We start from the raw sequence: 20,394 nt of genomic DNA, 5'->3' as shown, positions 1-20,394 counted from the left end.
GCTATTGCGTGCCCTCTCTCAACCGGCCGCCGGAGAATTCGGTATCACGCTGGTTGTGCGCGGCATGTCGAAGCGGGGCTCGGCTTCGCCTTGCCACTCGCTCCACTCGCCCCATTCGTTCCACTCGTCCATGCCGGGCTCGGTCGCCTCCGGGCCCAGCCCGTCGGCCGCCGTTCCAACGGCGTCGGAGCCGTCTTCCGGCTCCGGTGCCCAGTGGTCATAGTCATCCGGCGGAACGGCCACGCCCCATTTGAGCGGGACCGATAGGCCGCCGAGCATCCCCGACTCACCCCGCTTCGCCGACACCGCGTCATCCGGCAGCGGCGAACCAAGAGGCAATAACACACTGCCTCCTTCCACAGCCGTTTCTCGTACCGTCGAGCCCGGTGGTGAAGTCATTCACCGCCAAGCACTGAAGAATCGTAAGTCAATCCTGAAGACAATATCCGCGATTGACCGATTTCGCTTGATGAGAAGATTTGCGACCCTCGACCCGACGGACGGGCACCGAACGCGGGCTTGTGAGCGAGGGGGCCGGGCGAAGCGGATCGCCGGCCGGTAAACGCGCCGAGGGCGCGGGCGGCACCGCTGTCCCCCCGCGATGTCGCCCGCGCCCTCGGCGGCTTATGAGATCCGACCAGATCGCCTGACGGCGCCGGTGGTGCCATCATTTCGACCTATCCGACCCCGGTGCGCGGCACCACGCTGGGCCGGGATTGCACCACATGGTTCGGGCTCGCCCCGCCGCGTCCAAGCATTCCGCCCGGCATGCCGCCGCCGCCCATGCCACCCATCGGCATCGGCATCATCGGCATGCCGCCCATCGGCGCGGCGGCCGCCGCCGGCGCGGCGTTGGCCATCTCGGCACCCATGCCCGACATCGCCGAACTGACCATCCGCGCGGGCGTGGACCCCTGCCACGTCGGGGGCACCGACATGGCCCCGACGAGGCGGGCCTTGCCCAGGCCGGCCGAGGCGCCACCCAGGCCGCCCAGCCCGGCGCCGCCGCCCAGCCCCTTCATCGGGGCGGCGTCGCCGACGAACTTCGGCACGTCGGCGGCGGCATTCGCACCGGCCAGCGCGGCGGCGGGGTTTGCGCTCATGCCCGCCTGGGCCGCCATCATGATCGGCGACATCATCATGCTCACCGGCATCATCCCGACCTGGGCGACCGTGGAAATGGGTGACGCCAGCGCCGACACCTGGCTGGCCGACGAGCCAACCGCCGCGCTGACTGCCGTCCCGACCGCACTCAAGGGGGTAGCGGCAAGCGCGCTGCTTGCTTCCGTCGCCACGCTTGTCGCTACGCCGGCCAGCGGCGCCACCAGCTGCGAGAGGCCGGCCAGGCTCACCGGCGGCACGCTGAACGCCGGCAGGGCCGCCGCGACCGATGCCGCGCTGGCGTGGTAGCCGAGCATCGCGGCCACGTCCTGGGCCCACATCTCCATGTACTCGAACTCGGTCATGAAGATGGCCGGCGTGTTCTGGCCGAGGATGTTCGTGGCGATCAACGCCATCAGCTGAGCGCGGTTCGCGGTCACCGCCGCCGTCGGCACGGTCGCCGCCAGCGCGGACTCGAACGCCGTCGCCGCCGAGCGCGCCTGGGCGGCCGCCGTCTCGGCCTGCCCGGCGGCCGCGCTCAACCATCCCACGTACGGCGTCGCCGCCGCCGCCATCGAGGCGGACGACGGGCCGGCCCACGGCCCGCTGGTCAACCCGGTGATCACCGAGGAGAACGACGACGCCGCGCCCGCCAGGTCGGCGGCCAGGCCGTCCCAGGCCGACGCGGCCATGAACAGCGGCCCCGAACCGGCACCGGCAAACATCAGCGCCGAGTTGATCTCGGGCGGGAAGAACGTAAAAGCAGGAAGCATCACAACCCCAACACGTCCAGCCGCCTCAGCGGCTCCGTCAACCACATAGCCAATGTCTACCTGAGGCGAACAGGCGAATGCCTACCGCCACCGCTGGATCGTATGTCAACTCCGTTCCAAAAATCCCTGGTTTCGCCAAATCCGGATCCTGTCGACAACGTGGAAGTTCCCGGCGGTCCACCGGCCCCGCGAGTAGCCCAGACGGCCGGTGAGCGGCGGGGCCGAGCCGCCCGTCCGAAACGTGAACAAGTGCGCGGTCCCGAACGTCTTTTCGTTCGGCCCTAACAGCCCTTCAGCCGGGCGGCCAGATAGTCGGCGACGGCGCCGATGGCCACGCGGTCCTGGGTCATGGCGTCGCGCTCGCGCACGGTGACGGCGTCGTCGTCGAGCGAGTCGAAATCCACCGTCACGCAGAACGGCGTGCCCACCTCGTCCTGGCGGCGGTAACGCCGCCCGATGGCGCCGGCGTCGTCGAACTCGATGTTCCAGCATTTGCGCAATTCGGCGGCCAGGTCGCGGGCCTTGGGGCTCAGATCGGCGTGCCGCGACAGCGGCAGCACCGCGGCCTTGACGGGCGCCAGGCGCGGGTCGAGCCGAAGCACCGTGCGCTTTTCCATGCCGCCCTTGGCGTTGGGCGCCTCGTCCTCGGCGTAGGCGTCGATCAGAAACGCCATGAACGACCGGGTCAGACCGGCCGCCGGTTCGATCACGTAGGGCGTGTACCGGGTGTCGTTGACCTGGTCGTAGAACGACAGGTCGACGCCGGAATGCTTTGCGTGCGTTGACAAGTCGAAGTCCGTCCGGTTGGCGACGCCCTCCAGCTCACCCCACGGATTGCCCGCGAAGCCGAACTTGTACTCGATGTCGACGGTGCGGTCGGAGTAGTGCGACAACTTGTCCTTGGGGTGCTCGTAGAGCCGCATGTTCTCCGGGTTGATGCCGAGGTCGACATACCACTGCAGCCGGGTGTCGATCCAATACTGATGCCACTCCTTAGCGGTGGAGGGCTCGACGAAAAACTCCATCTCCATCTGCTCGAACTCGCGGGTGCGGAAGATGAAGTTGCCGGGAGTGATTTCGTTGCGGAAGCTCTTGCCGATCTGGCCGATCCCGAAGGGCGGCTTCTTGCGGGCGGTGGTCACCACGTTGGCGAAGTTCACGAAGATGCCCTGCGCGGTTTCCGGCCGCAGGTAATGCAGCCCCTCCTCGGTCTCGATCGGTCCGAGGTAGGTCTTGAGCATCATGTTGAACTCGCGCGGCTCGGTCCACTGCCCCTTCGTGCCGCAGTCGGGGCAGACGATCTCGGTCATCGGCACCGAATCGGGATCGGCGATGCCCCGCTTGGCCGCGTACGCCTCCTGCATGTGGTCCTGGCGGTGGCGGTGGTGACAGTTCAGGCACTCGACCAGCGGGTCGTGGAACACCTCGACGTGGCCGGAGGCCACCCAGACCTCGCGCGGCAGGATGATCGACGAGTCCAGGCCAACGACGTCGTCGCGCCCGGTGACCACCGCGCGCCACCACTGCCGCTTGATGTTCTCCTTGAGCTCCACGCCCAGCGGGCCGTAGTCCCACGCCGATTTGGTGCCCCCGTAGATCTCGCCCGAGGGGTAGACGAAGCCCCGCCGTTTGGCCAGGTTCACTACGGTGTCGATGACGGACGCCACGGGGCGGTGCACTCCCTTTCGAGATCGGGTAGCCGGGTGCGGCGGCGGACCGCCGCTCGCAAAGCATCCGCCATGGTATCGACCTGCGTCGCGGTCTTTGACATGCGTCATCATGCATGTGACAGTGGAAGGCGATCGTCTTTCATTGGCGGGCACTCCCCTATCCCGCCTATCCCGGCACTTCTCGAGGTGATGACTCTCCCATGGCGATGTCCCCCTCGACGTCCCCGACACCCGCCGCCGACGGCGCCATCGGAGCGGGCCTGACGGTCTTGGCCCACGAACATGGCGAGGCCGGGCCCGCTGAGCGCTCCCTGTTCCCCGACTATCCGGTGCCACCGCCGCGGGAGATTCTCGACGCCGCCGGGGAGCTGCTGCGCGCGCTGGCCGCGCCGGTGCGCATCGCCATCGTGTTACAGCTGCGCGAGTCGCACCGCTGCGTCCACGAACTCGTCGACGCGCTCGGGGTGCCGCAGCCGCTGGTCAGCCAGCATTTGAAGATCCTGAAGGCGGCGGGCGTGGTCGCCGGCGAACGGTCCGGTCGCGAGGTGCTTTATCGGCTCGCCGACCATCACCTCGCGCACATCGTCGTCGACGCGGTGGCGCACGCCGGCGAGGACACCCCATGACTGGCGCGAGTGTCCGCAGCACCCGGCAGCGGGCGGCGATATCGACGCTGCTGGAGACGCTCGACGACTTCCGTTCGGCCCAGGAGATGCACGACGAGCTGCGGCGCCGCGGCGAGAACATCGGCCTGACCACCGTCTACCGGACGCTGCAGTCGATGGCGGCGGCGGGACTGGTCGACACGCTGCGCACCGACACGGGCGAGTCGGTCTACCGCAGGTGCTCGGAGCACCATCACCACCATCTGGTGTGCCGCAGCTGCGGTTCCACCGTCGAGGTGGGTGACCGCGAGGTCGAGGAGTGGGCGGCCCAGGTGGCCGCCAACCACGGGTTCTCCGACGTCAGCCACACCATCGAGATCTTCGGAACGTGCTCGGGGTGCGGCTCCTAGACTGAACCGATCCGGCCGCCGCGGCGTCTCCTTGGTGACCCGAGAAAAAAGTTCTGAAAAAAGCGTCCGATACGCGCACGCCGCGTGCTCCTACCCATGAGCGGCCCACGGCCGAGGCAACCAGGACTCAAGGGAAGCGAGAACACGATGCGGAACCACGCCCTACCTTTTGCGGGGCCACACCTGCGGCCGGTGCGGGACGTCGAAACGCCGTCACTGCAGTTCCGCACCATCCACGGCTACCGCCGCGCCTTTCGGATCGCCGGTTCCGGGCCGGCTCTGTTGCTGATCCACGGCGTCGGTGACAACTCCACGGCGTGGGAGCCGGTGCACGCCAAGCTCGCGCAACGGTTCACGGTGATCGCGCCCGACCTGCTGGGCCACGGCGAATCCGACAAGCCGCGCGCCGACTACTCGTTGCCGGCCTTCGCCAACGGCATGCGGGACCTGCTCGCCGTGCTCGGCGTCGACCGCGTCACGGTCGTCGGCCATTCCTTCGGGGGCGGCGTGGCGATGCAGTTCGCCTATCAGTACCCCGAACTGGTCGAGCGGATCGTGCTGGTGAGCGCCGGCGGCGTCGACGAGGAGGTGGGCATCGCGCTGCGGTTGGCGGCGATGCCGATGGGCGCCGAGGCCCTGGCCGCCCTGCGCACCCCCGGCGTGATGCCCGCGATCCGGCTGTTTGGCCGCGCGATCGGAAAGACGTTGGGCTCCACCAAGTTCGGGCGCGACGCCACCGACGTTGTGGCTCTGCTCGAGGGCTTCCTGGAGCCGCGGGCGCTGTCGGCGTTTGCGCGCACCCTGCGGTCGGTGGTGGACGCGCGCGGCCAATACGTCACCATGCTGGACCGGGTCCACCTGATGCAACACGTTCCGGTGCAGGTGATCTGGGGCCAAGACGACCCGATCATCCCGGTCGAACACGCCCGGACCGCCCACGCGGCGATTCCCGGGTCGTGCCTGGAGATCTTTGAAGACTCCGGGCACATGCCGTTCAGCGATCACCCGGATCGCTTCGTCGAGGTGCTCGCACGGTTCGTCGACTCCACCGGCCCCGCCTACCACGACCGGGAGCTTCTGCGCGAGCTGCTGCGGGCCGGGGCCGGCGAGGACGTCGCCGCCGCGGCGACGGTGTCGGCGGTGTCTTAGGCAATCAGCGCGCGGCGGATCTCGACGCCGGTGTCGAGCACCAACAGGATCATGGTGCGCAGCGCGTCGTCGGTGAGGCCGCCGCCCGGAAAGTTGTAGCGCAGCATCACGTCGGCGACCTTGGCCGCGCCCTTGCCCGAATTGCGTTGCACGGCCTCGTCGCTGACCTTCTCGACCGTCGTCACGCTGCCGAAGTTGCTGTCGCGGGCCTGCCTGGCGAGCTGGTCGCTGACCTTCTTGGTCAGGGGCAGATCCCAGGCCAAGATCTGGGTCAGCGATATCAGGTCGAGGTCGTCGGCGATGGTCACCACGCGCAGCGACGCCAGCGTCCCGCTATGGCGCACCGTCAGCGCGCCGTCGGATTCCTCCTCGACGGGAAGGACGTCGCGGAGTATTGAGGTCAACCGCTCCTGCAGTGACGGCACTATGCGGTCCCGAACCTTCGATTGCGCGCGGCGTATTCCTCGCAGGCCGCCCACAGGTCGCGGCGGTCGTAGTCGGGCCACAACTTGTTCTGAAAGATGTACTCGGCGTAGGCGGACTGCCACAGCATGAAATTGCTGGACCGCTGCTCCCCGGACGTCCGCAGGAACAGGTCGACGTCGGGGATGTCGGGCCGCTGCATGTGACGCGCGATCGTCGACTCGGTGATCCGGTCCGGGTTGAGTTTGCCGGCCGCGGCGAGCCGGGCGATTTCCCTTGCCGCATCGGCGATCTCGGCGCGACCGCCGTAGTTGACACAGTAATTGACCGTGATGACGTCGTTGCCCCGCGTCATCGCCTCGGCGATCGCCAATTCGTTGATCACACTGCGCCACAGGCGGGGCCGCGATCCCACCCAGCGGATCCGCACCCCGATCGTGTTGAGGTTCACGCGGCGCATGCGCACCACGTCGCGGTTGAACCCCATCAGGAACCGGACCTCCTCGGGCGACCGCTTCCAGTTCTCGGTGGAAAACGCGTACAGGCTCAGCCACTTGATGCCCACCTCGATTGCCCCGCAGACGACGTCGATCACGACTGCCTCACCGGCCCGGTGTCCTTCGGTACGGTTGAGCCCTCGCTGGGTGGCCCAACGGCCGTTGCCGTCCATCACGATGGCGACGTGGCCGGGCAATCGGTCGGCCGGGATCCGCGGCGCGGCCGCCTTGGAGATGTGCTGCGGCGGCCGGCGCGGGCCACCGTCGGCGGACGGCGGCAGCTCGGGGAAGGCGACCGGCCACGTCGACTTGTCGGGGAAGACCGGGTAATCGTCGGGCGCCGGGGGTAGCTGCGGGAAGTCGGGCGACTTCGGCCTGCGCTCCGCTTTAGCCACAGGCCGTATCCTGCCTGAGCAGCGCCGCGCGCCGGTCGGCGATCGCGCGGTCGGGCTGATACGCCCGCTCTACCAGCGGCAACGTCTTGAGCTGCCGTTCGGTGTGCCATTGCAGGTGCGCGGCCACCAGGCCGCTGACGTAGTTGCGGTGCGACTGCGGTGCCTGCTCGGCGAACTCCCAATCCCCGTCGTGCAGCGCCGACATCAGGTCCAGCACCCCCGGCGGCGGCGTCGTCGAGCCGGCCGGGCGGCAGCGCGAACAGACGCTGCCGCCGGCGGCGACGTGGAACGCCCGATGCGGACCGGGGGTGGCGCACCGGGCGCACTCGGTCAGCGCCGGCGCCCATCCGGCGATGCCCATCGCCCGCAACAGGTAGGCGTCCAGCAGCAGGTCGCGGGGGCGGCGGCCGTCGGCCACCGCCCGCAGCGCGCTCACCGTGAGCCGGTGCAGGGCCGGGGCCGGCGCCCGCTCCTCGCCGGCGAGGCGTTCGGCGGTCTCCAGCATCGCGCACCCGCACGTGTACCGGCCGTAGTCGCTGACGATGTCGGTGGCGAACGCGTCGATGGAAACGACCTGGGTGACGATGTCGAGGTTGCGGCCGGGATGCAGCTGCGCGTCGATGTGAGCAAACGGCTCCAGCCGCGCGCCGAATTTGCTGCGTGTGCGGCGAACCCCCTTGGCCACCGCGCGCACCAGCCCGTGGTCGCGGGTCAGCAGGGTGACGATCCGGTCGGCTTCGCCGAGCTTGTGCTGGCGCAACACCACAGCCCGGTCTCGATATAGCCGCATCACAATAGTTTTGCACCCCGCCGCGACATTGCCGGTATCCGCGCCGTTAGTCTCGTACCCCGTGATTGGCGCTACCGGGTCCGTTACCGGGTCCACCTCGGGCTCCGGCAGCCAGCGCCTGCCCACCCTCACCGACCTGCTCTATCAGCTGGCCAACCGCTCGGTGACGTCGCTCACCCTGGTCCGTCGCTCGCTGCACGCCATCCACGAAAGCCAGCCGACCCTCAACGCCTTCCGGGTGGTGCTGACCGAGTCGGCGGTGGCCGACGCGGCCGAGGCCGATCGCCGGCGGGCGGCCGGCGACACCGCCCCGCTGCTGGGCATCCCGATCGCGGTCAAGGACGACGTCGACATCGCCGGGGTGCCGACGGCATTCGGCACGGAAGGATATGTGCCGCCGGCCACCCACGACTCCGAGGTGGTGCGCCGCCTGAAGGCCGCCGGGGCGGTCATCGTCGGCAAGACGAACACCTGCGAACTGGGCCAGTGGCCGTTCACCAGCGGCCCCGGCTTCGGGCACACCCGAAACCCCTGGTCGCGCCGGCACACCCCGGGCGGATCGTCGGGCGGCAGCGCGGCGGCGGTGGCCGCGGGCCTGGTGACCGCGGCGATCGGCTCCGACGGCGCCGGCAGCGTTCGGATCCCGGCGGCGTGGACGCACCTGGTGGGCATCAAGCCGCAGCGCGGCCGGATCTCCACCTGGCCGCTGCCCGAAGCGTTCAACGGCATCACGGTCAACGGGGTGCTGGCCCGCACGGTCGCCGATGCCGCGCTGGTGCTCGACGCCGCAAGCGGCAACGTCGACGGTGACCGGCACAAACCGCCGCCGATCAGGGCGTCCGACTACGTCGGGATCGCGCCCGGTCCGCTCAACATCGCGCTGTCCACGCGGTTTCCGTACACCGGCTTCCGCGCCAAGCTGCACCCGGAGATCCTCGCCGCGACCCAGGCGGTGGGCCGGCAGCTCGAGCTGCTCGGCCACACCGTGGTGCCCGGCAACCCCGACTACGGCGTCCGGCTGTCCTGGGACTTCCTTGCCCGATCCACCGCGGGCCTCCGGGACTGGGAGGAGCGTCTCGGCGACGGCGTCGTCCTGGACCCCCGCACCCAGGCCAACCTGCGCATCGGCCACGTGATGGGCGAGGCGATCTTGCGCAGCGCGCGCCGCCACGAGGCCGCCGCCCAGCGGCGGGTGGGCTCGATCTTCGACATCGTCGATGTGGTGCTGGCGCCCACCACCGCCCAGCCGCCGCCGCTGGCGCGCGCCTTCGACCGGTTGGGCGGGATCGGCACCGACCGCGCCATGATCGGCGCGTGCCCGCTGACGTGGCCGTGGAACGTGCTGGGCTGGCCGTCGATCAACGTGCCGGCCGGATTTACCTCCGACGGTTTGCCGATCGGGGTGCAATTGATGGGTCCGGCAAACAGCGAAGGCATGCTCATCTCGCTGGCCGCCGAGCTCGAGGCCGTGTGCGGCTGGTCGACCAAGCAACCGCCGGTGTGGTGGACCGCCGGCAACGAGGCGCCCCCGGCCGGCGCGCCCCCGCCCGGGCGGTAGGCGGCGGTCCGCCTGCGGCCGTCGTTTGGCGTCTCCGACACCGGGCAGTTGACCGCAATGCAAACACCGGCTGGCGACAGCCTCGACGCCGTCGCGCGCCGCCAATTCGGCTGGCAGCAGCTGACCGATGACCAGCGCGAAGCGATGCAGGCGGTGCTGCGCGGCCGAGACCTGCTCGCGGTGATGCCCACCGGGTCGGGCAAGTCGGCGATCCACCAGGTCCCGTCCGCGCTGACCGGCGGGATGCCCGAACAGCTGGCCAGCGACGAGGTGGTCGACAGGCTGCGCAGCGCCGAGCTGTCGCTGATCGTCGTGGACGAGGCGCACTGCGTCTGGGCGTGGGGACACGATTTCCGGCCGGACTATCGACGGCTCGCCGACGTTTTTCGCCGGCGCGGGGAGGCGATCCCGATCGTCGCGTCGACCCCGACCGCGTCGGTGGTGGTGCGCCGCGATATCGTGGACCGCCTCGGGCTGCGCGATCCCGCTATCGTCGTCGCCGGTTTCGACCGGCCGAACCTGCGCCTGAGGGTAGAACGCCACCTCGACACCGACGAGAAGCGGCGGGCGGTGCTCGATACGCTGCCCGGCTTGCCCGGGCCGGGACTGCTGTACGTGGCCACCCGCAAGGACGCCGAGGCGTACGCGGAAGGCTTGCGCGCCAAGGGACTTGGCGTTGGCCTTGCTGTTCTACCGCCCCGAAGACCTGGGACTGGCACGGTTTTTCACCGCGGGCCACCCCGACGAGGCGCTGCTGCGCGCCGTCCACGGGGCCCTGGACGGGGCCGGTCCGCTGCGACCGAAGGAGCTGCGCGAGCGGCTGGACGTTCGCCCACGCACGCTGACCAACGCGATCAACATACTCGACGAGGCCGGGGCGGTCCGCTCCACGCGCAAGGGCTTCGTGACCACGATAATGTCCCCCGATGCGGCCGTGACCGCGGCCGTGCAGGCTGTCGACCTGCGCGAACGCGTCGATCTCAGCCGCGTCGAGATGATGCGCGGATACTCCGAAACCCGTTCCTGCCGAAGGGTTTTCCTGCTTTCCTACTTCGGCGAACAGCTGGCGGGGCCGTGCGGCAATTGCGATCGATCACCGTGCTTTTCGAGGAATTCGGTTACCGCACGTTGTCGATGACCGCGCTGTGCGAAAACGGACTGCTCGAGGTCGACGACCCGATCGCCGAGCCGGCGTGCGGGTAGCCCGCGACGAGACGGGTATCCCGTGGCAATGGACCAATCCGAAGCCCCGTTGCTAGACGCGCTGGCCGACTACCACGACAAGCATCGGTACGGGTTCACGCCGCCCGGCCACCGGCAGGGCCGCGGCACCGACGACCGGGTGCTGGCCGTGCTGGGCCGCGAACCCTTCCTCGACGACGTGCTGGCCAGCGGCGGCCTGGACGACCGCAAGACCAGCAACCAGTACCTGAAGCGGGCCGAGGATCTGATGGCCGAGGCCGTCGGCGCCGACGTCGCGTGGTTTTCCACCTGCGGAAGTTCGCTGTCGGTCAAGGCCGCGATGATGGCGGTGGCCGGCGGCGGAGAGTCCGGTGGCAGCCTGCTGGTCGGCCGGGACAGCCACAAGTCCGTGGTGGCCGGCCTGATCTTTTCCGGCGTGCAGCCGCGCTGGATCACTCCCCGCTGGGACGCCGAGCGGCACTTCTCGCACCCGCCCTCACCGCAAGAGGTGGAGGAGACCTGGCAGCAGCATCCCGACGCCGCCGGTGCGCTCGTCGTGAGCCCCAGCCCGTACGGAACCTGCGCCGACATCGCCGGGATCGCCGACGTGTGCCACGCGCGCAACAAGCCGCTGATCATCGACGAGGCATGGGGCGCCCACCTGCCGTTCCACGAGGACCTGCCCACCTGGGCGATGGATGCCGGCGCGGACGTCTGCGTGGTCAGCGTGCACAAGATGGGCGCCGGCTTCGAACAGGGCTCGGTGTTTCACCTGCAAGGTGACCGCATCGACCAGGACCGCCTGTCGGCGTGCGCGGACCTGCTGATGACCACCAGCCCCAACGTCCTGGTCTATTCGGCGATGGACGGGTGGCGGCGGCAGATGGTCGAGCACGGCCACGAGTTGCTCGGTGCCGCACTGGATCTGGCGGCGCAACTGCGTCAGGAGATCGAAATGATTCCCGACGTCGAGGTGCTCGACGACGAATTGCTCGGGGTGGAGGCATCCCACGACCTGGACCGGCTGCAGGTGATGATGGACGTGTCGCGCACGGGCACCTCCGGCTATCAGGCCGCCGACTGGCTGCGCGCCAACGCCCACGTCGACGTCGGGATGAGCGATCACCGCCGCATCCTGGCGACCCTGTCCTTTGCGGACGACAAGTCCACCGCGAGCCGGCTCACCGAGGCGCTGCGGGCGTGGCGCAAAGCGGCCGACGGCTTCGATCCGTCGCCCCGGATCGAGCTGCCCTCACCCACCGAGCTGCAGCTGGACAACGTCTGCTCGCCGCGGGAGGCGTTCTTCGGCCGCGTCGAGGCGGTGCCCCTAAAGCGGGCCGCGGGCCGCGTCGCGGCCGAACAGATCACGCCGTATCCCCCCGGCATCCCGGCCGTCGTGCCGGGCGAGCGCCTCAACGACGCGGTGCTGGACTACCTGTGTTCGGGCGCGCGTGCCGGCATGAACGTCCCGGACGCCGCGGACCCGTCGCTGCAGACGATCCGGGTGCTCGCCTAGCGTCCGCGATCAGCTCCGCGGCATCGAAAGGACCCGGTTGCCAACGGCTTTCACCTGATCGGGCAGGACGTGGTTGGCCGCGCCCATGACCTTCGTGAGGACCGAGCCGGCGACGACCTTCCGATCGCCGCGCATCAGCGCCTCGAACCCTTGCCGGGCCACCTGGGCCGGATCGTCCTTTGGCCCCTTGCCCATCAGCGAGTCGACCATCTTTGCGCGGCTGAAGAAGTTGGTGTCGGTGGGTCCGGGCATCAGCGCCGTGACAGTGATTGCCGTGTCGCGCAATTCGTCGCGCAGCGCCTCCGCGAACGACTGGACGAACGACTTCGACGCGTTGTACACCGGCTGATACGAGCCGGGCATCTGCGAGGCGATGGAGGAGGTGAACAGCACCTTGCCCGCGCCGCGGTTCGCCATGTCACGCAGCACCAGCTTGGCCAGGTGCACGGTCGAGCGCACGTTGAGGTCGACGATGCTGAGGTCGTCGGCGAGCTCGCTTTTCAAAAACATCTCGCCGCGGCCCACGCCGGCGTTGAGCGCCGCCGCGGCCAGCGCGCGGTCGCCTTCGATCGCGCTCTGATACAGGTGCTCGACCCCTTCGGGCGTGCGCAGGTCCACATGAACCGGCTGCACGGCCGCGCCGTATTCGGACAGCTTCTCGGGTACGTCGTGGATGGCATCGTCGTCGGCGGCCACGACGAGGTCGTAGCCGTGCTCGGCGAACTGCTTGGCCAGTTCGAACCCGATGCCACTGGATGCGCCGGTCACCAGCGCCAGTTGCGGTTGCGTCATACGCGACGGCTACCCGCCCGCCGCCCGGCCAAACCTTCGTCGGGTCGACGCGGCCGCCCGCCCGGGACGCAAGTGGTCAAAAGCCAAGGCGGCCAAGCTGTTTGGGATCGCTCTGCCAGTTCTTGGCGACCTTGACGCGCAGGTCGAGGTACACCTTGCTGCCGAGCAGCTTCTCGATGTGCCCGCGCGCGGTGGTGCCCACGTCGCGCAGCCTGGCGCCTCCCTTGCCGATCACGATGCCCTTCTGGCTGTCGCGTTCCACGTAGAGGATCGCGTGCACGTCGATCAGATCGTCCCGGTCGTCGCGCCTGGCGACCTCGTCGATCACCACCGCCAGGGAGTGCGGCAGCTCGTCGCGCACCCCCTCGAGCGCCGCCTCGCGGATGAGCTCGGCCATCAGCACCTCCTCGGGCTCGTCGGTGAGCTCACCGTCGGGATAGTAGGCCGGACCGGGCGGCAACGCGGCGGCGAAAACCTCGATCAGCACGTCGACCTGCTCGCCCGTGGCCGCCGACACCGGAACGATCTCGGCCGAACCGCCGACCAGTTCGCTCACGGCGACCAGCTGCGCGGCCACCCGGTCCCTGGGCACCTTGTCGATCTTGGTGACGACGGCGACCAGCGTGGTGTTGGGCGCGACCGCGCGAACCTGCTCGACGATCCACCGGTCCCCCGGCCCGATCGCCTCGTCGGCAGGGATGCACAGCCCGATCACGTCGACCTCGGCGTAGGTGTCGCGGACCAGATCGTTGAGGCGCTTGCCCAGCAGGGTGCGGGGCCGGTGCAGGCCCGGGGTGTCGACGAGGACGATCTGGAAGCCCTCCCGGTGCACGATCCCCCGGATGGTGTGCCGGGTGGTCTGCGGCCGCGTGGAGGTGATGGCCACCTTGGCGCCGACCAGGGCGTTGGTCAGCGTCGACTTGCCGGTGTTGGGCCGGCCCACCAGACACACGAAGCCGGAACGGAATTCGGCGTGGCCGCGCGCGCTGGGGGTCACAACGGGTTCCCGGCGCGATCCGTGACGATGACGACCGCCGTCGGCGACAGTTCGCGCACCGCGGCGATCCCCGGATCGTCCGCGGACGCCGCCACCAAGACGGCGGCCTCCAACCCGGTCGCGCCGCTGGATGCCGCCGCGGCCACCGCCGCCTGCAGGCCGGTCAGCTCGAGGCTCGACAAGCGCACCGGCGCAGCGGCATAGGTGCGCCCGTCGACGTCGCGGACCGCGGCGCCGCTTCGCGCGTCGGCGCGGGCCATCGCCGCGCGCGCCAGCGTCACCAGCTTGGCGTCCTCGGCGTCCAGCCGCTCACTCATGGGACCCTCCGGGCTGCGAACCGTCCGTTTCGAGCGGGCTGAGCAGGACGGTGTTGATCCGCACCCGCCCCCGGTGATCGGGGCCGCCCTCGGCGCGCAGCCGCAAGCCGTGCGACACGACCTCGGCGCCCGGCAACGGCACCCGGCCCAGTTCCAGGGCCAGCAGGCCGCCCACCGTGTCCACGTCGAGGTCATCGAACTCCACCCCGTACAGTTCGCCGAGGTCCTCGATCGGCAGCCGCGCCGAAACCCGAAAACGGTTGTCGCCCAACTCCTCTATCGGCGCCGTCTCCGCCTCGTCGTACTCGTCGGCGATCTCGCCGACGATCTCTTCCAGCACGTCTTCGATGCTGACCAGGCCGGCTATGGCGCCGTACTCGTCGACCAGCAGGGCCATGTGGTTGCGGTCGCGCTGCATCTCCCGCAGCAGCGCGTCCAGCGGCTTGGAGTCGGGAACGAACACCGCCGGGCGCATCACCTGCGACACCTTGGTGTCCCGCCCGCCGTCGGGCGCCAGGAACGTGTGCTGCACAAGGTCTTTCAGGTAGACGACGCCGACGATGTCGTCGACGTTCTCGCCGATCACCGGGATGCGGGAATGCCCGCTGCGCACCGCCAGGTTCGTCGCCTGGCTGGCGAACTTGTCGCTTTCGATCCAGATCATCTCGGTGCGGGGCACCATCACCTCGCGGGCCGGGGTGTCACCGAGCTCGAAGACCGACTGGATCATCCGGCGTTCGTCGGCGGCGACCACACCGCGCTGCTGCGCCAGGTCGACGACTTCGCGCAGTTCGATCTCGGACGCGAACGGGCCGTTGCGCAGGCCGCGGCCCGGTGTCAGCGCGTTGCCCAGCACCACCAGCAGCCGGCTGATCGGCATCAACAACCATGAAATCGCCCGCAGCGGAAGGGCCGTCGACAGCGCGATGGAATACGCGTGCTGGCGGCCGAGGGTGCGCGGGCCCACGCCGATGACGACGAAGCTGGTCACCACCATGATGGTGGCCGCGCCGAACAACGCCCATGTCATGCCGAAGTTGTCGTAGAGGAACACCACCAGCAACACGGTCGCGGTGATCTCGCAGACGATGCGCAGCAGCACGACGAGGTTGATGTAGCGCGGGCGGTCATTCATCACCTTGAACAGCGACCCCGCGCCGGGCCGCTCGTCACGCACCAGTTCCTGCACGCGGGCCAGCGACACGGTGCTGACGGCCGCGTCAATCGCCGCGAAGAGGCCGCCCAGAGCGATCAGCGCGATCGCGCCGAGCAGCTGAGAAACGCCGCTCAACTGTCGAAATACCTTGACTTGTCGAGCAATCGGCGGTCCCGCTCCTGCTGGCGGTCCTGCTGGTAGGCCTCGACCTGTTCGGCGACCCACTCCTCGAGCAACCGATCCTGCAGGGCAAACATCTCTTTTTCCTCGTCCGGCTCGCCGTGGTCGTAACCGAGCAGATGGAGCACGCCGTGAATCGTCAACAGCGCCAACTCATGTCCCAGGCTGTGGCCCGCCGCGGCCGCCTGCTCGGCGGCGAACTCCGGGCACAGCACGATGTCGCCCAGCATCGACGGCCCCGGCTCCGGCGCGTCGGGCCGACCGCCCGGCTCCAGCTCGTCCATCGGAAAGCTCATCACGTCGGTGGGGCCGGGCAGGTCCATCCAGCGCATGTGCAGGTCGGCCATCGCCGCGCTATCCAACAGCACCATCGACAGCTCGGCGCTCGGGTTGACGTCCATCCTGGCGATCACAAACCGCGCGACGCTGACCAGTTCGGCTTCCGAGACGTCGATGCCCGACTCGTTGGCGACTTCGATGCTCATGAGCCCATCATCGGCGACTACGCGTCGCCGATGCGCGCCGAGCCGCCCGGTTCATCCCGGAGCCGGGCTCTTCGTAGCGGGCGTAGGCGTCGACGATCTCCGAGACCAGCCGGTGGCGCACCACGTCGACGCTGGTCAGCTCGGCGATGTGGATGTCCTCGACGCTCGCGAGGATGTCGATCGCCGACCGCAGGCCCGAGCGCGCGCCGCCGGGAAGGTCGATCTGCGTCATGTCGCCGGTGACGACGATCTTCGACCCGAAACCCAGTCGGGTGAGAAACATCTTCATTTGCTCGGCGGTGGTGTTCTGCGCCTCGTCGAGCACGATGAAGGCGTCATTGAGCGTGTTGTGCGTCAGCAAGAAATCCTCGGTGACGTAGAGCGAATCCGCCGCGGCGACCCGGATGCATACCGCCTCCTCGGTGCCCGCGGGCTCGATTCGGTCGATGAAACGCATCGGCCGGCCGCCGCCGGCCGCATCGTATTTCGCGGCTTTGCGGGCGAGCCGGAATGGAACGACGCCCTGCGGCAAGCGGATGTCGACGATGTGCGCGTCACATCGGTGATGCGCGTCGCGTCCGCGGGCAAGCCCCGGTTTGCGCCCTTCGGCCGGCCCGGTGCGCGGGTAGGCGACTCCGCCCAGCGACCGCACCAGGAAAACCACGTCGTCGCGGAGTCGAGCGGACACCGTCGTGAACCGAATGCGGCAACTACGACCCTGTTGCGTGACCGGACCCCCGTCGGAATCCAAGAGACCCTGCAGAACCCCCAGCCGCACCTCAGGTGCGTTGAGTAGGTAGTCCGTGGGGACGAACTTGGTGTCCGGCCGCAAGCCCGCCAGGCCAAGTCGACGAAGCGCGCCGGTCACCGGGTTCTGCGCGGCACGGCCCTCACCGGGGCGAGGGATGCGGTTCAGTGTGTAATCGACGTCTGTCTTGCGCCGAACTTCGATTCCGGTGATCAACCGTCCAAGAGACGCCGCAAGCTCGGGATCCCCCGTCGCGAAGCTTGGTGTCGTGGCACAGGTCAGGCATCCATCGCTTAGAAGCAGGCCAAGCGCGTAGGGATCGAGCGGCACCTCACGTGCGGCGAAGCGCGCGGGCCGGCTGAGCATGGGCAATTCGTAGCGGTAATGGTGCGCCGCCCGGAGGTTCCCGATCATCTCCTTGGTCTGCAGCACGCGTGCCGGCTTGCCGCCCCTCCGATCTCCCCGCGTGTACACCGACCACAGGTGATCACCGGACGCGAGCGTGGAGGCTCCGTCTTGGGTGTGGACCCGGTAGATCTCTTTGAAGCCCTGCGGATAGACGCCCAGGACCTCGGTGGGGCACCCGTCGGCGCCGATCACGAAATCACCGACCCGCAGTTCGCCTATCGGCCGGAACCCGTTGGGGGTCAACACATTGGTGAACACCGGTTGCGCCCTACCCCGCATGTACGCCAGCGGCGCCACCTCGATCACCCCGGCGGACATCAGCTTGGGGATGAGCTCGGCGTCCATCATGTCGTACAGCGCGTCATAGAGCGGGCGCAGATACGGGTCGATCTTCTCGCTCAACGTGCCCGGCAAAAAGCCAAGGCGCTCACCGGCTTCCACCGCCGGCCGGGTCAAGATGATGCGCGAGACCTGCTTGGTCTGCAGCGCGTGGACGGCCTTCGCCATGGCCAGATAGGTCTTGCCGGTGCCGGCGGGGCCGACGCCGAAGACGATGGTGTTGGCGTCGATGGCGTCGACGTAGCGCTTCTGGTTCAGGGTCTTGGGCCGGATCGTGTTGCCGCGCCGCGACAAGATGTCGAGGGTGAGCACCTCGGCGGGTGACTCGTTGCCGGTGCCGACCAGCATGGCGACGCTGTGGCGGACCACCTCCGGCGTCAACGGCTGCCCGCTGGCCACGATGGCGACGAGCTCGGAGACCGCCCGCTCCGCGAGCGCGACGTCGGCCGGCTCACCGGACAGGGTGACGGCGTTGCCCCGCACATGCAGGTCGGCGCTGAGGGTGCGTTCGAGGGCGCGCAGGTTTTCGTCAGACGAGCCGAGCAGGCCCACGACGAGGTCGGGCGGAACATCGATGCTGCTGCGAACCTGAGCAGAGCCCGAAGATGCGTCGGCAGCGCTGGTTTCGCGGGGCGTCACGTGGTTTCCGATACCTGCTTCCTCGTTTTGTCAGGGGCTTGTCGGGGTTCGCTAAGCCGTCTCAGTCTACGCCGGGGGCCCCGGTTGGTCAGCCTCCTCGCCGCCGTCGCTTGCGGGTCAGGGCCCGGATCAGCCGGTCGGTGACGGCGCCGGCTTCCCGGCGTGCCGTGCCGTGATCTTCCGCCCGCGCGACGTAGCGGGTGGCCTCGCGCACCGCGCCAAGCATGGTCAGGGCGGTGGCCTCGATCGGCTGCGGGATGCGGCCGGCCTCGACGGCGCCGGAAAGCCGCGCGCGCGTCAGTCGCCGCCGTCCGGACCGGCGCCATCCCAGCGCGGGGTGAGCACGCCCAGCGCGCCCAGCGCCACCGCGGCGGCCGTCGACGTCCGCAGCACCTGGGGACCGAGGCGCACCGCGACCGCGCCCGCGTCGGTCAGCGCGGCGATCTCCTCCGGCGCGACGCCGCCTTCGGGGCCGACCACGAGCCACACCGAATCCGCTTGGGCGACATGGGTATCGGCGAGCCGGTCGGTGGCCGACTCGTGCAAGACCAGCACGGCCGATCCGGCCGCCGTCTCCTCGCCGACGCGCCCGATCAGCTCGACGGTGGACAGCACGCCGCCCACCGCGGGGATGTGCGCCCGGCGCGACTGGCGGGCCGCCGAGCGGGCGACGGCACGCCACCGGCGCAGGCCCTTGTCGACCCGGGGCCCCTCCCAGGTGGCGACGCACCGGGCCGCCCGCCAGGCCAGGAACGCGTCGGCGCCGGCTTCGGTCGCCAATTCGATGGCCAGCTCGGAACGGTCGGACTTGGGCAGTGCCTGCACGACCGTGACCGCCGGGCGCCCCGGCGCGACGCCCCAGCGTTTCAGCACGCGGGCCCGCAGGCCGTCGCGCCCGGCGTGCTCGACCCGGCAGCGGGCCAGGCCGCCGCCGCCGTCGCCGAGCACCAGTTCCTCCCCGGGACGGATGCGCCGCACGGTGGCGGCGTGAAAGCCCTCGTCGCCGTCGACGACGGCCAAGCCGCCGGTGTCGGGCAGTGCGTCGACATAGAACAGCGTCGCCACCATCTACAGCGGCACCTGAAATCTAGCGGCCGGTGAACGTCTCACGCAGCCTGCTGAACAGCCCGCCCCCGGAGTGTGTGGAGCGCACCTCGGCGACGTCTCGGCTGCGGCGGTTTTTCAGCTCGCGCAGCAGTTCGGCGTCGTGGTGGTCCAGCCGGGTGGGCACCACCACCTCGACGTGGACGTGCAGGTCGCCGCGCACCCCCGACCGCAGGTGCGGCATGCCGTGGCCGCGCAGCGTGATGACCGTGCCCGGCTGGGTGCCCGGCGGGATGGTGATCTCGCTCTTGCCGTCCAAGATGGCGTCGATGGTGACGGTGGCGCCGAGCGCCGCGTCGACCATCGGCACCGACACCGTGCAGTGCAAGTCGTCGCCCTCGCGCACGAAGATGTCGTGGGGCTGCTCGTGGACCTCGACGTACAGGTCACCGGCGGGACCACCGCCGGGGCCGACCTCGCCCTGGGCGGCGAGCCGGACGCGCATGCCGTCGCCGACGCCGGCGGGGATCTTGACGCTGATCTCCCGGCGGGCCCGCACCCGGCCGTCGCCCATGCACTGGTGACACGGGTCGGGGATGACCACGCCGACGCCGCGGCAGGTGGGGCAGGGCCGCGACGTCACCATCTGGCCCAGCAGGGACCGCTGCACCGTCTGGACCTCGCCGCGACCCCCGCAGGTGTCGCACGGGACCGGCACGGAATCCCCGTTGGTGCCCTTGCCCTGGCAGCGGTCGCACAGCACCGCGGTGTCGACGGTGACCTGCTTGGTCACGCCGGTCGCGCACTCTTCGAGATCCAGCCGCATCCGCAGCAGCGAGTCCGACCCCGGCCGCACCCGGCCGGTCGGGCCGCGGGAGGCGGACGCGCCGCCGAAGCCGCCGCCGAAAAACGCCTCGAACACGTCGCCCAGGCCGCCGAATCCACCGAAGCCGCCGGCCGACGCGGCGGCGCTTTCCAAAGGGTCCCCGCCCAGGTCGACGATCCTGCGTTTCTCCGGATCGCTCAGCACCTCGTAGGCGGCGCTGATCTCCTTGAACTTCGCCTGCGCGGCCTCGTCCGGGTTGACGTCGGGATGCAACTCGCGCGCCAGCCTGCGGTAAGCGCGCTTGATCTCCGCATCGCTGGCGTTCCTGCTCACCCCGAGCAGCCCGTAGTAGTCGCGTGCCACGCCTGACCTTTCTAAGCCTCTTCAGCCTCTT

At 69.6% G+C, this 20,394-nt stretch carries 20 protein-coding genes and 4 pseudogenes; 7 read left to right on the top strand and 17 right to left on the bottom strand.

The window, feature by feature from the left end:
* Window positions 1-18: 18 nt before the first annotated feature.
* The 3 genes from AWC19_RS21335 to AWC19_RS21325 all read right to left on the bottom strand — a co-directional run bounded on the left by AWC19_RS21335 (window position 19) and on the right by AWC19_RS21325 (window position 3,553).
* Window positions 19-345 (bottom strand): hypothetical protein, encoded by a 327-nt coding sequence (locus AWC19_RS21335; protein WP_245849209.1) that lies wholly within the window; start codon window positions 343-345, stop codon window positions 19-21.
* Between the two features lie 332 nt (window positions 346-677).
* Window positions 678-1,874 (bottom strand): PPE family protein, encoded by a 1,197-nt coding sequence (locus tag AWC19_RS21330; RefSeq protein WP_085080085.1) that lies wholly within the window; start codon window positions 1,872-1,874, stop codon window positions 678-680.
* A 281-nt stretch (window positions 1,875-2,155) separates the two neighbouring features.
* Entirely contained in the window at window positions 2,156-3,553 is a 1,398-nt protein-coding gene (locus tag AWC19_RS21325; protein ID WP_169718138.1) for a glycine--tRNA ligase, read from the bottom strand.
* A gap of 191 nt (window positions 3,554-3,744) precedes the next feature.
* Between AWC19_RS21325 and AWC19_RS21320 the strand changes: the two genes are divergently transcribed.
* The 3 genes from AWC19_RS21320 to AWC19_RS21310 all read left to right on the top strand — a co-directional run bounded on the left by AWC19_RS21320 (window position 3,745) and on the right by AWC19_RS21310 (window position 5,708).
* Window positions 3,745-4,170, top strand: coding sequence for an ArsR/SmtB family transcription factor (locus AWC19_RS21320; RefSeq protein WP_085080008.1), 426 nt, complete (start codon window positions 3,745-3,747; stop codon window positions 4,168-4,170).
* Complete coding sequence (locus AWC19_RS21315) at window positions 4,167-4,559, top strand: Fur family transcriptional regulator (protein WP_085080006.1); 393 nt, start codon at window positions 4,167-4,169, stop codon at window positions 4,557-4,559. Before AWC19_RS21320 ends, AWC19_RS21315 begins: the two co-directional genes overlap by 4 nt.
* 147 nt (window positions 4,560-4,706) lie before the next feature.
* Window positions 4,707-5,708: an alpha/beta fold hydrolase gene (locus AWC19_RS21310; RefSeq protein ID WP_085080005.1), complete on the top strand. Its 1,002-nt coding sequence runs from the start codon at window positions 4,707-4,709 to the stop codon at window positions 5,706-5,708.
* Here AWC19_RS21310 and AWC19_RS21305 read toward each other — a convergent pair.
* From AWC19_RS21305 to recO, 3 genes are read right to left on the bottom strand one after another with little or no spacing between them, the layout of a single operon-like run.
* The gene (locus AWC19_RS21305; protein ID WP_085080003.1) at window positions 5,705-6,133 is read right to left on the bottom strand and encodes a hypothetical protein; all 429 of its coding nucleotides are present in this window, start codon (window positions 6,131-6,133) and stop codon (window positions 5,705-5,707) included. The two genes, AWC19_RS21310 and AWC19_RS21305, sit on opposite strands and share 4 nt — an antisense overlap.
* Entirely contained in the window at window positions 6,133-7,023 is an 891-nt protein-coding gene (locus tag AWC19_RS21300) for a decaprenyl diphosphate synthase (RefSeq protein ID WP_085080002.1), read from the bottom strand. Before AWC19_RS21300 ends, AWC19_RS21305 begins: the two co-directional genes overlap by 1 nt.
* Entirely contained in the window at window positions 7,016-7,813 is a 798-nt protein-coding gene (gene recO / locus AWC19_RS21295) for a DNA repair protein RecO (RefSeq protein WP_085080000.1), read from the bottom strand. The genes AWC19_RS21300 and recO overlap by 8 nt, the downstream gene beginning before the upstream one ends.
* Window positions 7,814-7,874: 61 nt before the next feature.
* On the opposite strand from recO, the gene AWC19_RS21290 reads away from it, so the two are divergent.
* The 4 genes and pseudogenes from AWC19_RS21290 to AWC19_RS21280 all read left to right on the top strand — a co-directional run bounded on the left by AWC19_RS21290 (window position 7,875) and on the right by AWC19_RS21280 (window position 12,069).
* Window positions 7,875-9,371, top strand: coding sequence for an amidase (locus AWC19_RS21290; RefSeq protein ID WP_085079999.1), 1,497 nt, complete (start codon window positions 7,875-7,877; stop codon window positions 9,369-9,371).
* Between the two features lie 57 nt (window positions 9,372-9,428).
* Window positions 9,429-9,551, top strand: a pseudogene (locus AWC19_RS31440) (hypothetical protein); the annotation flags it as partial.
* Between the two features lie 736 nt (window positions 9,552-10,287).
* Window positions 10,288-10,509: a RecQ family zinc-binding domain-containing protein gene (locus tag AWC19_RS31435; RefSeq protein ID WP_308207189.1), complete on the top strand. Its 222-nt coding sequence runs from the start codon at window positions 10,288-10,290 to the stop codon at window positions 10,507-10,509.
* A gap of 93 nt (window positions 10,510-10,602) precedes the next feature.
* Window positions 10,603-12,069 carry an aminotransferase class I/II-fold pyridoxal phosphate-dependent enzyme gene (locus tag AWC19_RS21280; protein ID WP_085079997.1) on the top strand — a complete coding sequence of 489 codons (1,467 nt, stop codon included), beginning with the start codon at window positions 10,603-10,605 and terminating at the stop codon, window positions 12,067-12,069.
* 9 nt (window positions 12,070-12,078) lie between these two features.
* On the opposite strand, the gene AWC19_RS21275 is transcribed toward AWC19_RS21280, so the two are convergent.
* From AWC19_RS21275 to dnaJ, 11 genes and pseudogenes are all read right to left on the bottom strand, one after another.
* Window positions 12,079-12,861 (bottom strand): SDR family NAD(P)-dependent oxidoreductase, encoded by a 783-nt coding sequence (locus tag AWC19_RS21275; protein WP_085079995.1) that lies wholly within the window; start codon window positions 12,859-12,861, stop codon window positions 12,079-12,081.
* A gap of 76 nt (window positions 12,862-12,937) precedes the next feature.
* Window positions 12,938-13,858 (bottom strand): GTPase Era, encoded by a 921-nt coding sequence (era, locus tag AWC19_RS21270; RefSeq protein WP_085079994.1) that lies wholly within the window; start codon window positions 13,856-13,858, stop codon window positions 12,938-12,940.
* Window positions 13,855-14,175 (bottom strand): cytidine deaminase, encoded by a 321-nt coding sequence (locus tag AWC19_RS21265; RefSeq protein WP_085079993.1) that lies wholly within the window; start codon window positions 14,173-14,175, stop codon window positions 13,855-13,857. The genes era and AWC19_RS21265 overlap by 4 nt, the downstream gene beginning before the upstream one ends.
* Window positions 14,168-15,466, bottom strand: coding sequence for a hemolysin family protein (locus AWC19_RS21260; protein ID WP_085079991.1), 1,299 nt, complete (start codon window positions 15,464-15,466; stop codon window positions 14,168-14,170). Before AWC19_RS21260 ends, AWC19_RS21265 begins: the two co-directional genes overlap by 8 nt.
* Entirely contained in the window at window positions 15,463-15,996 is a 534-nt protein-coding gene (gene ybeY, locus AWC19_RS21255) for an rRNA maturation RNase YbeY (protein WP_085079990.1), read from the bottom strand. The genes AWC19_RS21260 and ybeY overlap by 4 nt, the downstream gene beginning before the upstream one ends.
* A 7-nt stretch (window positions 15,997-16,003) precedes the next feature.
* Window positions 16,004-16,342 (bottom strand): annotated as a pseudogene (locus AWC19_RS30805) (PhoH family protein); the annotation flags it as partial.
* A 267-nt stretch (window positions 16,343-16,609) separates the two neighbouring features.
* A pseudogene (locus AWC19_RS30800) lies at window positions 16,610-17,110 on the bottom strand (LAGLIDADG family homing endonuclease); the annotation flags it as partial.
* Window positions 17,111-17,419: 309 nt separating this feature from the next.
* Window positions 17,420-18,130 (bottom strand): annotated as a pseudogene (locus AWC19_RS30795) (PhoH family protein); the annotation flags it as partial.
* 88 nt (window positions 18,131-18,218) lie between these two features.
* Window positions 18,219-18,431, bottom strand: coding sequence for a hypothetical protein (locus tag AWC19_RS31430; protein ID WP_342743803.1), 213 nt, complete (start codon window positions 18,429-18,431; stop codon window positions 18,219-18,221).
* Window positions 18,428-19,198: a 16S rRNA (uracil(1498)-N(3))-methyltransferase gene (locus AWC19_RS21245; RefSeq protein WP_085079986.1), complete on the bottom strand. Its 771-nt coding sequence runs from the start codon at window positions 19,196-19,198 to the stop codon at window positions 18,428-18,430. Before AWC19_RS21245 ends, AWC19_RS31430 begins: the two co-directional genes overlap by 4 nt.
* A gap of 19 nt (window positions 19,199-19,217) precedes the next feature.
* The gene (gene dnaJ / locus AWC19_RS21240; RefSeq protein WP_085079985.1) at window positions 19,218-20,363 is read right to left on the bottom strand and encodes a molecular chaperone DnaJ; all 1,146 of its coding nucleotides are present in this window, start codon (window positions 20,361-20,363) and stop codon (window positions 19,218-19,220) included.
* Window positions 20,364-20,394 lie beyond the last annotated feature (31 nt).

The sequence above is a fragment of the Mycobacterium palustre genome (assembly GCF_002101785.1).
Taxonomy (GTDB): domain Bacteria; phylum Actinomycetota; class Actinomycetes; order Mycobacteriales; family Mycobacteriaceae; genus Mycobacterium; species Mycobacterium palustre.
This window is presented reverse-complemented; position numbering and strand designations above follow the sequence as displayed.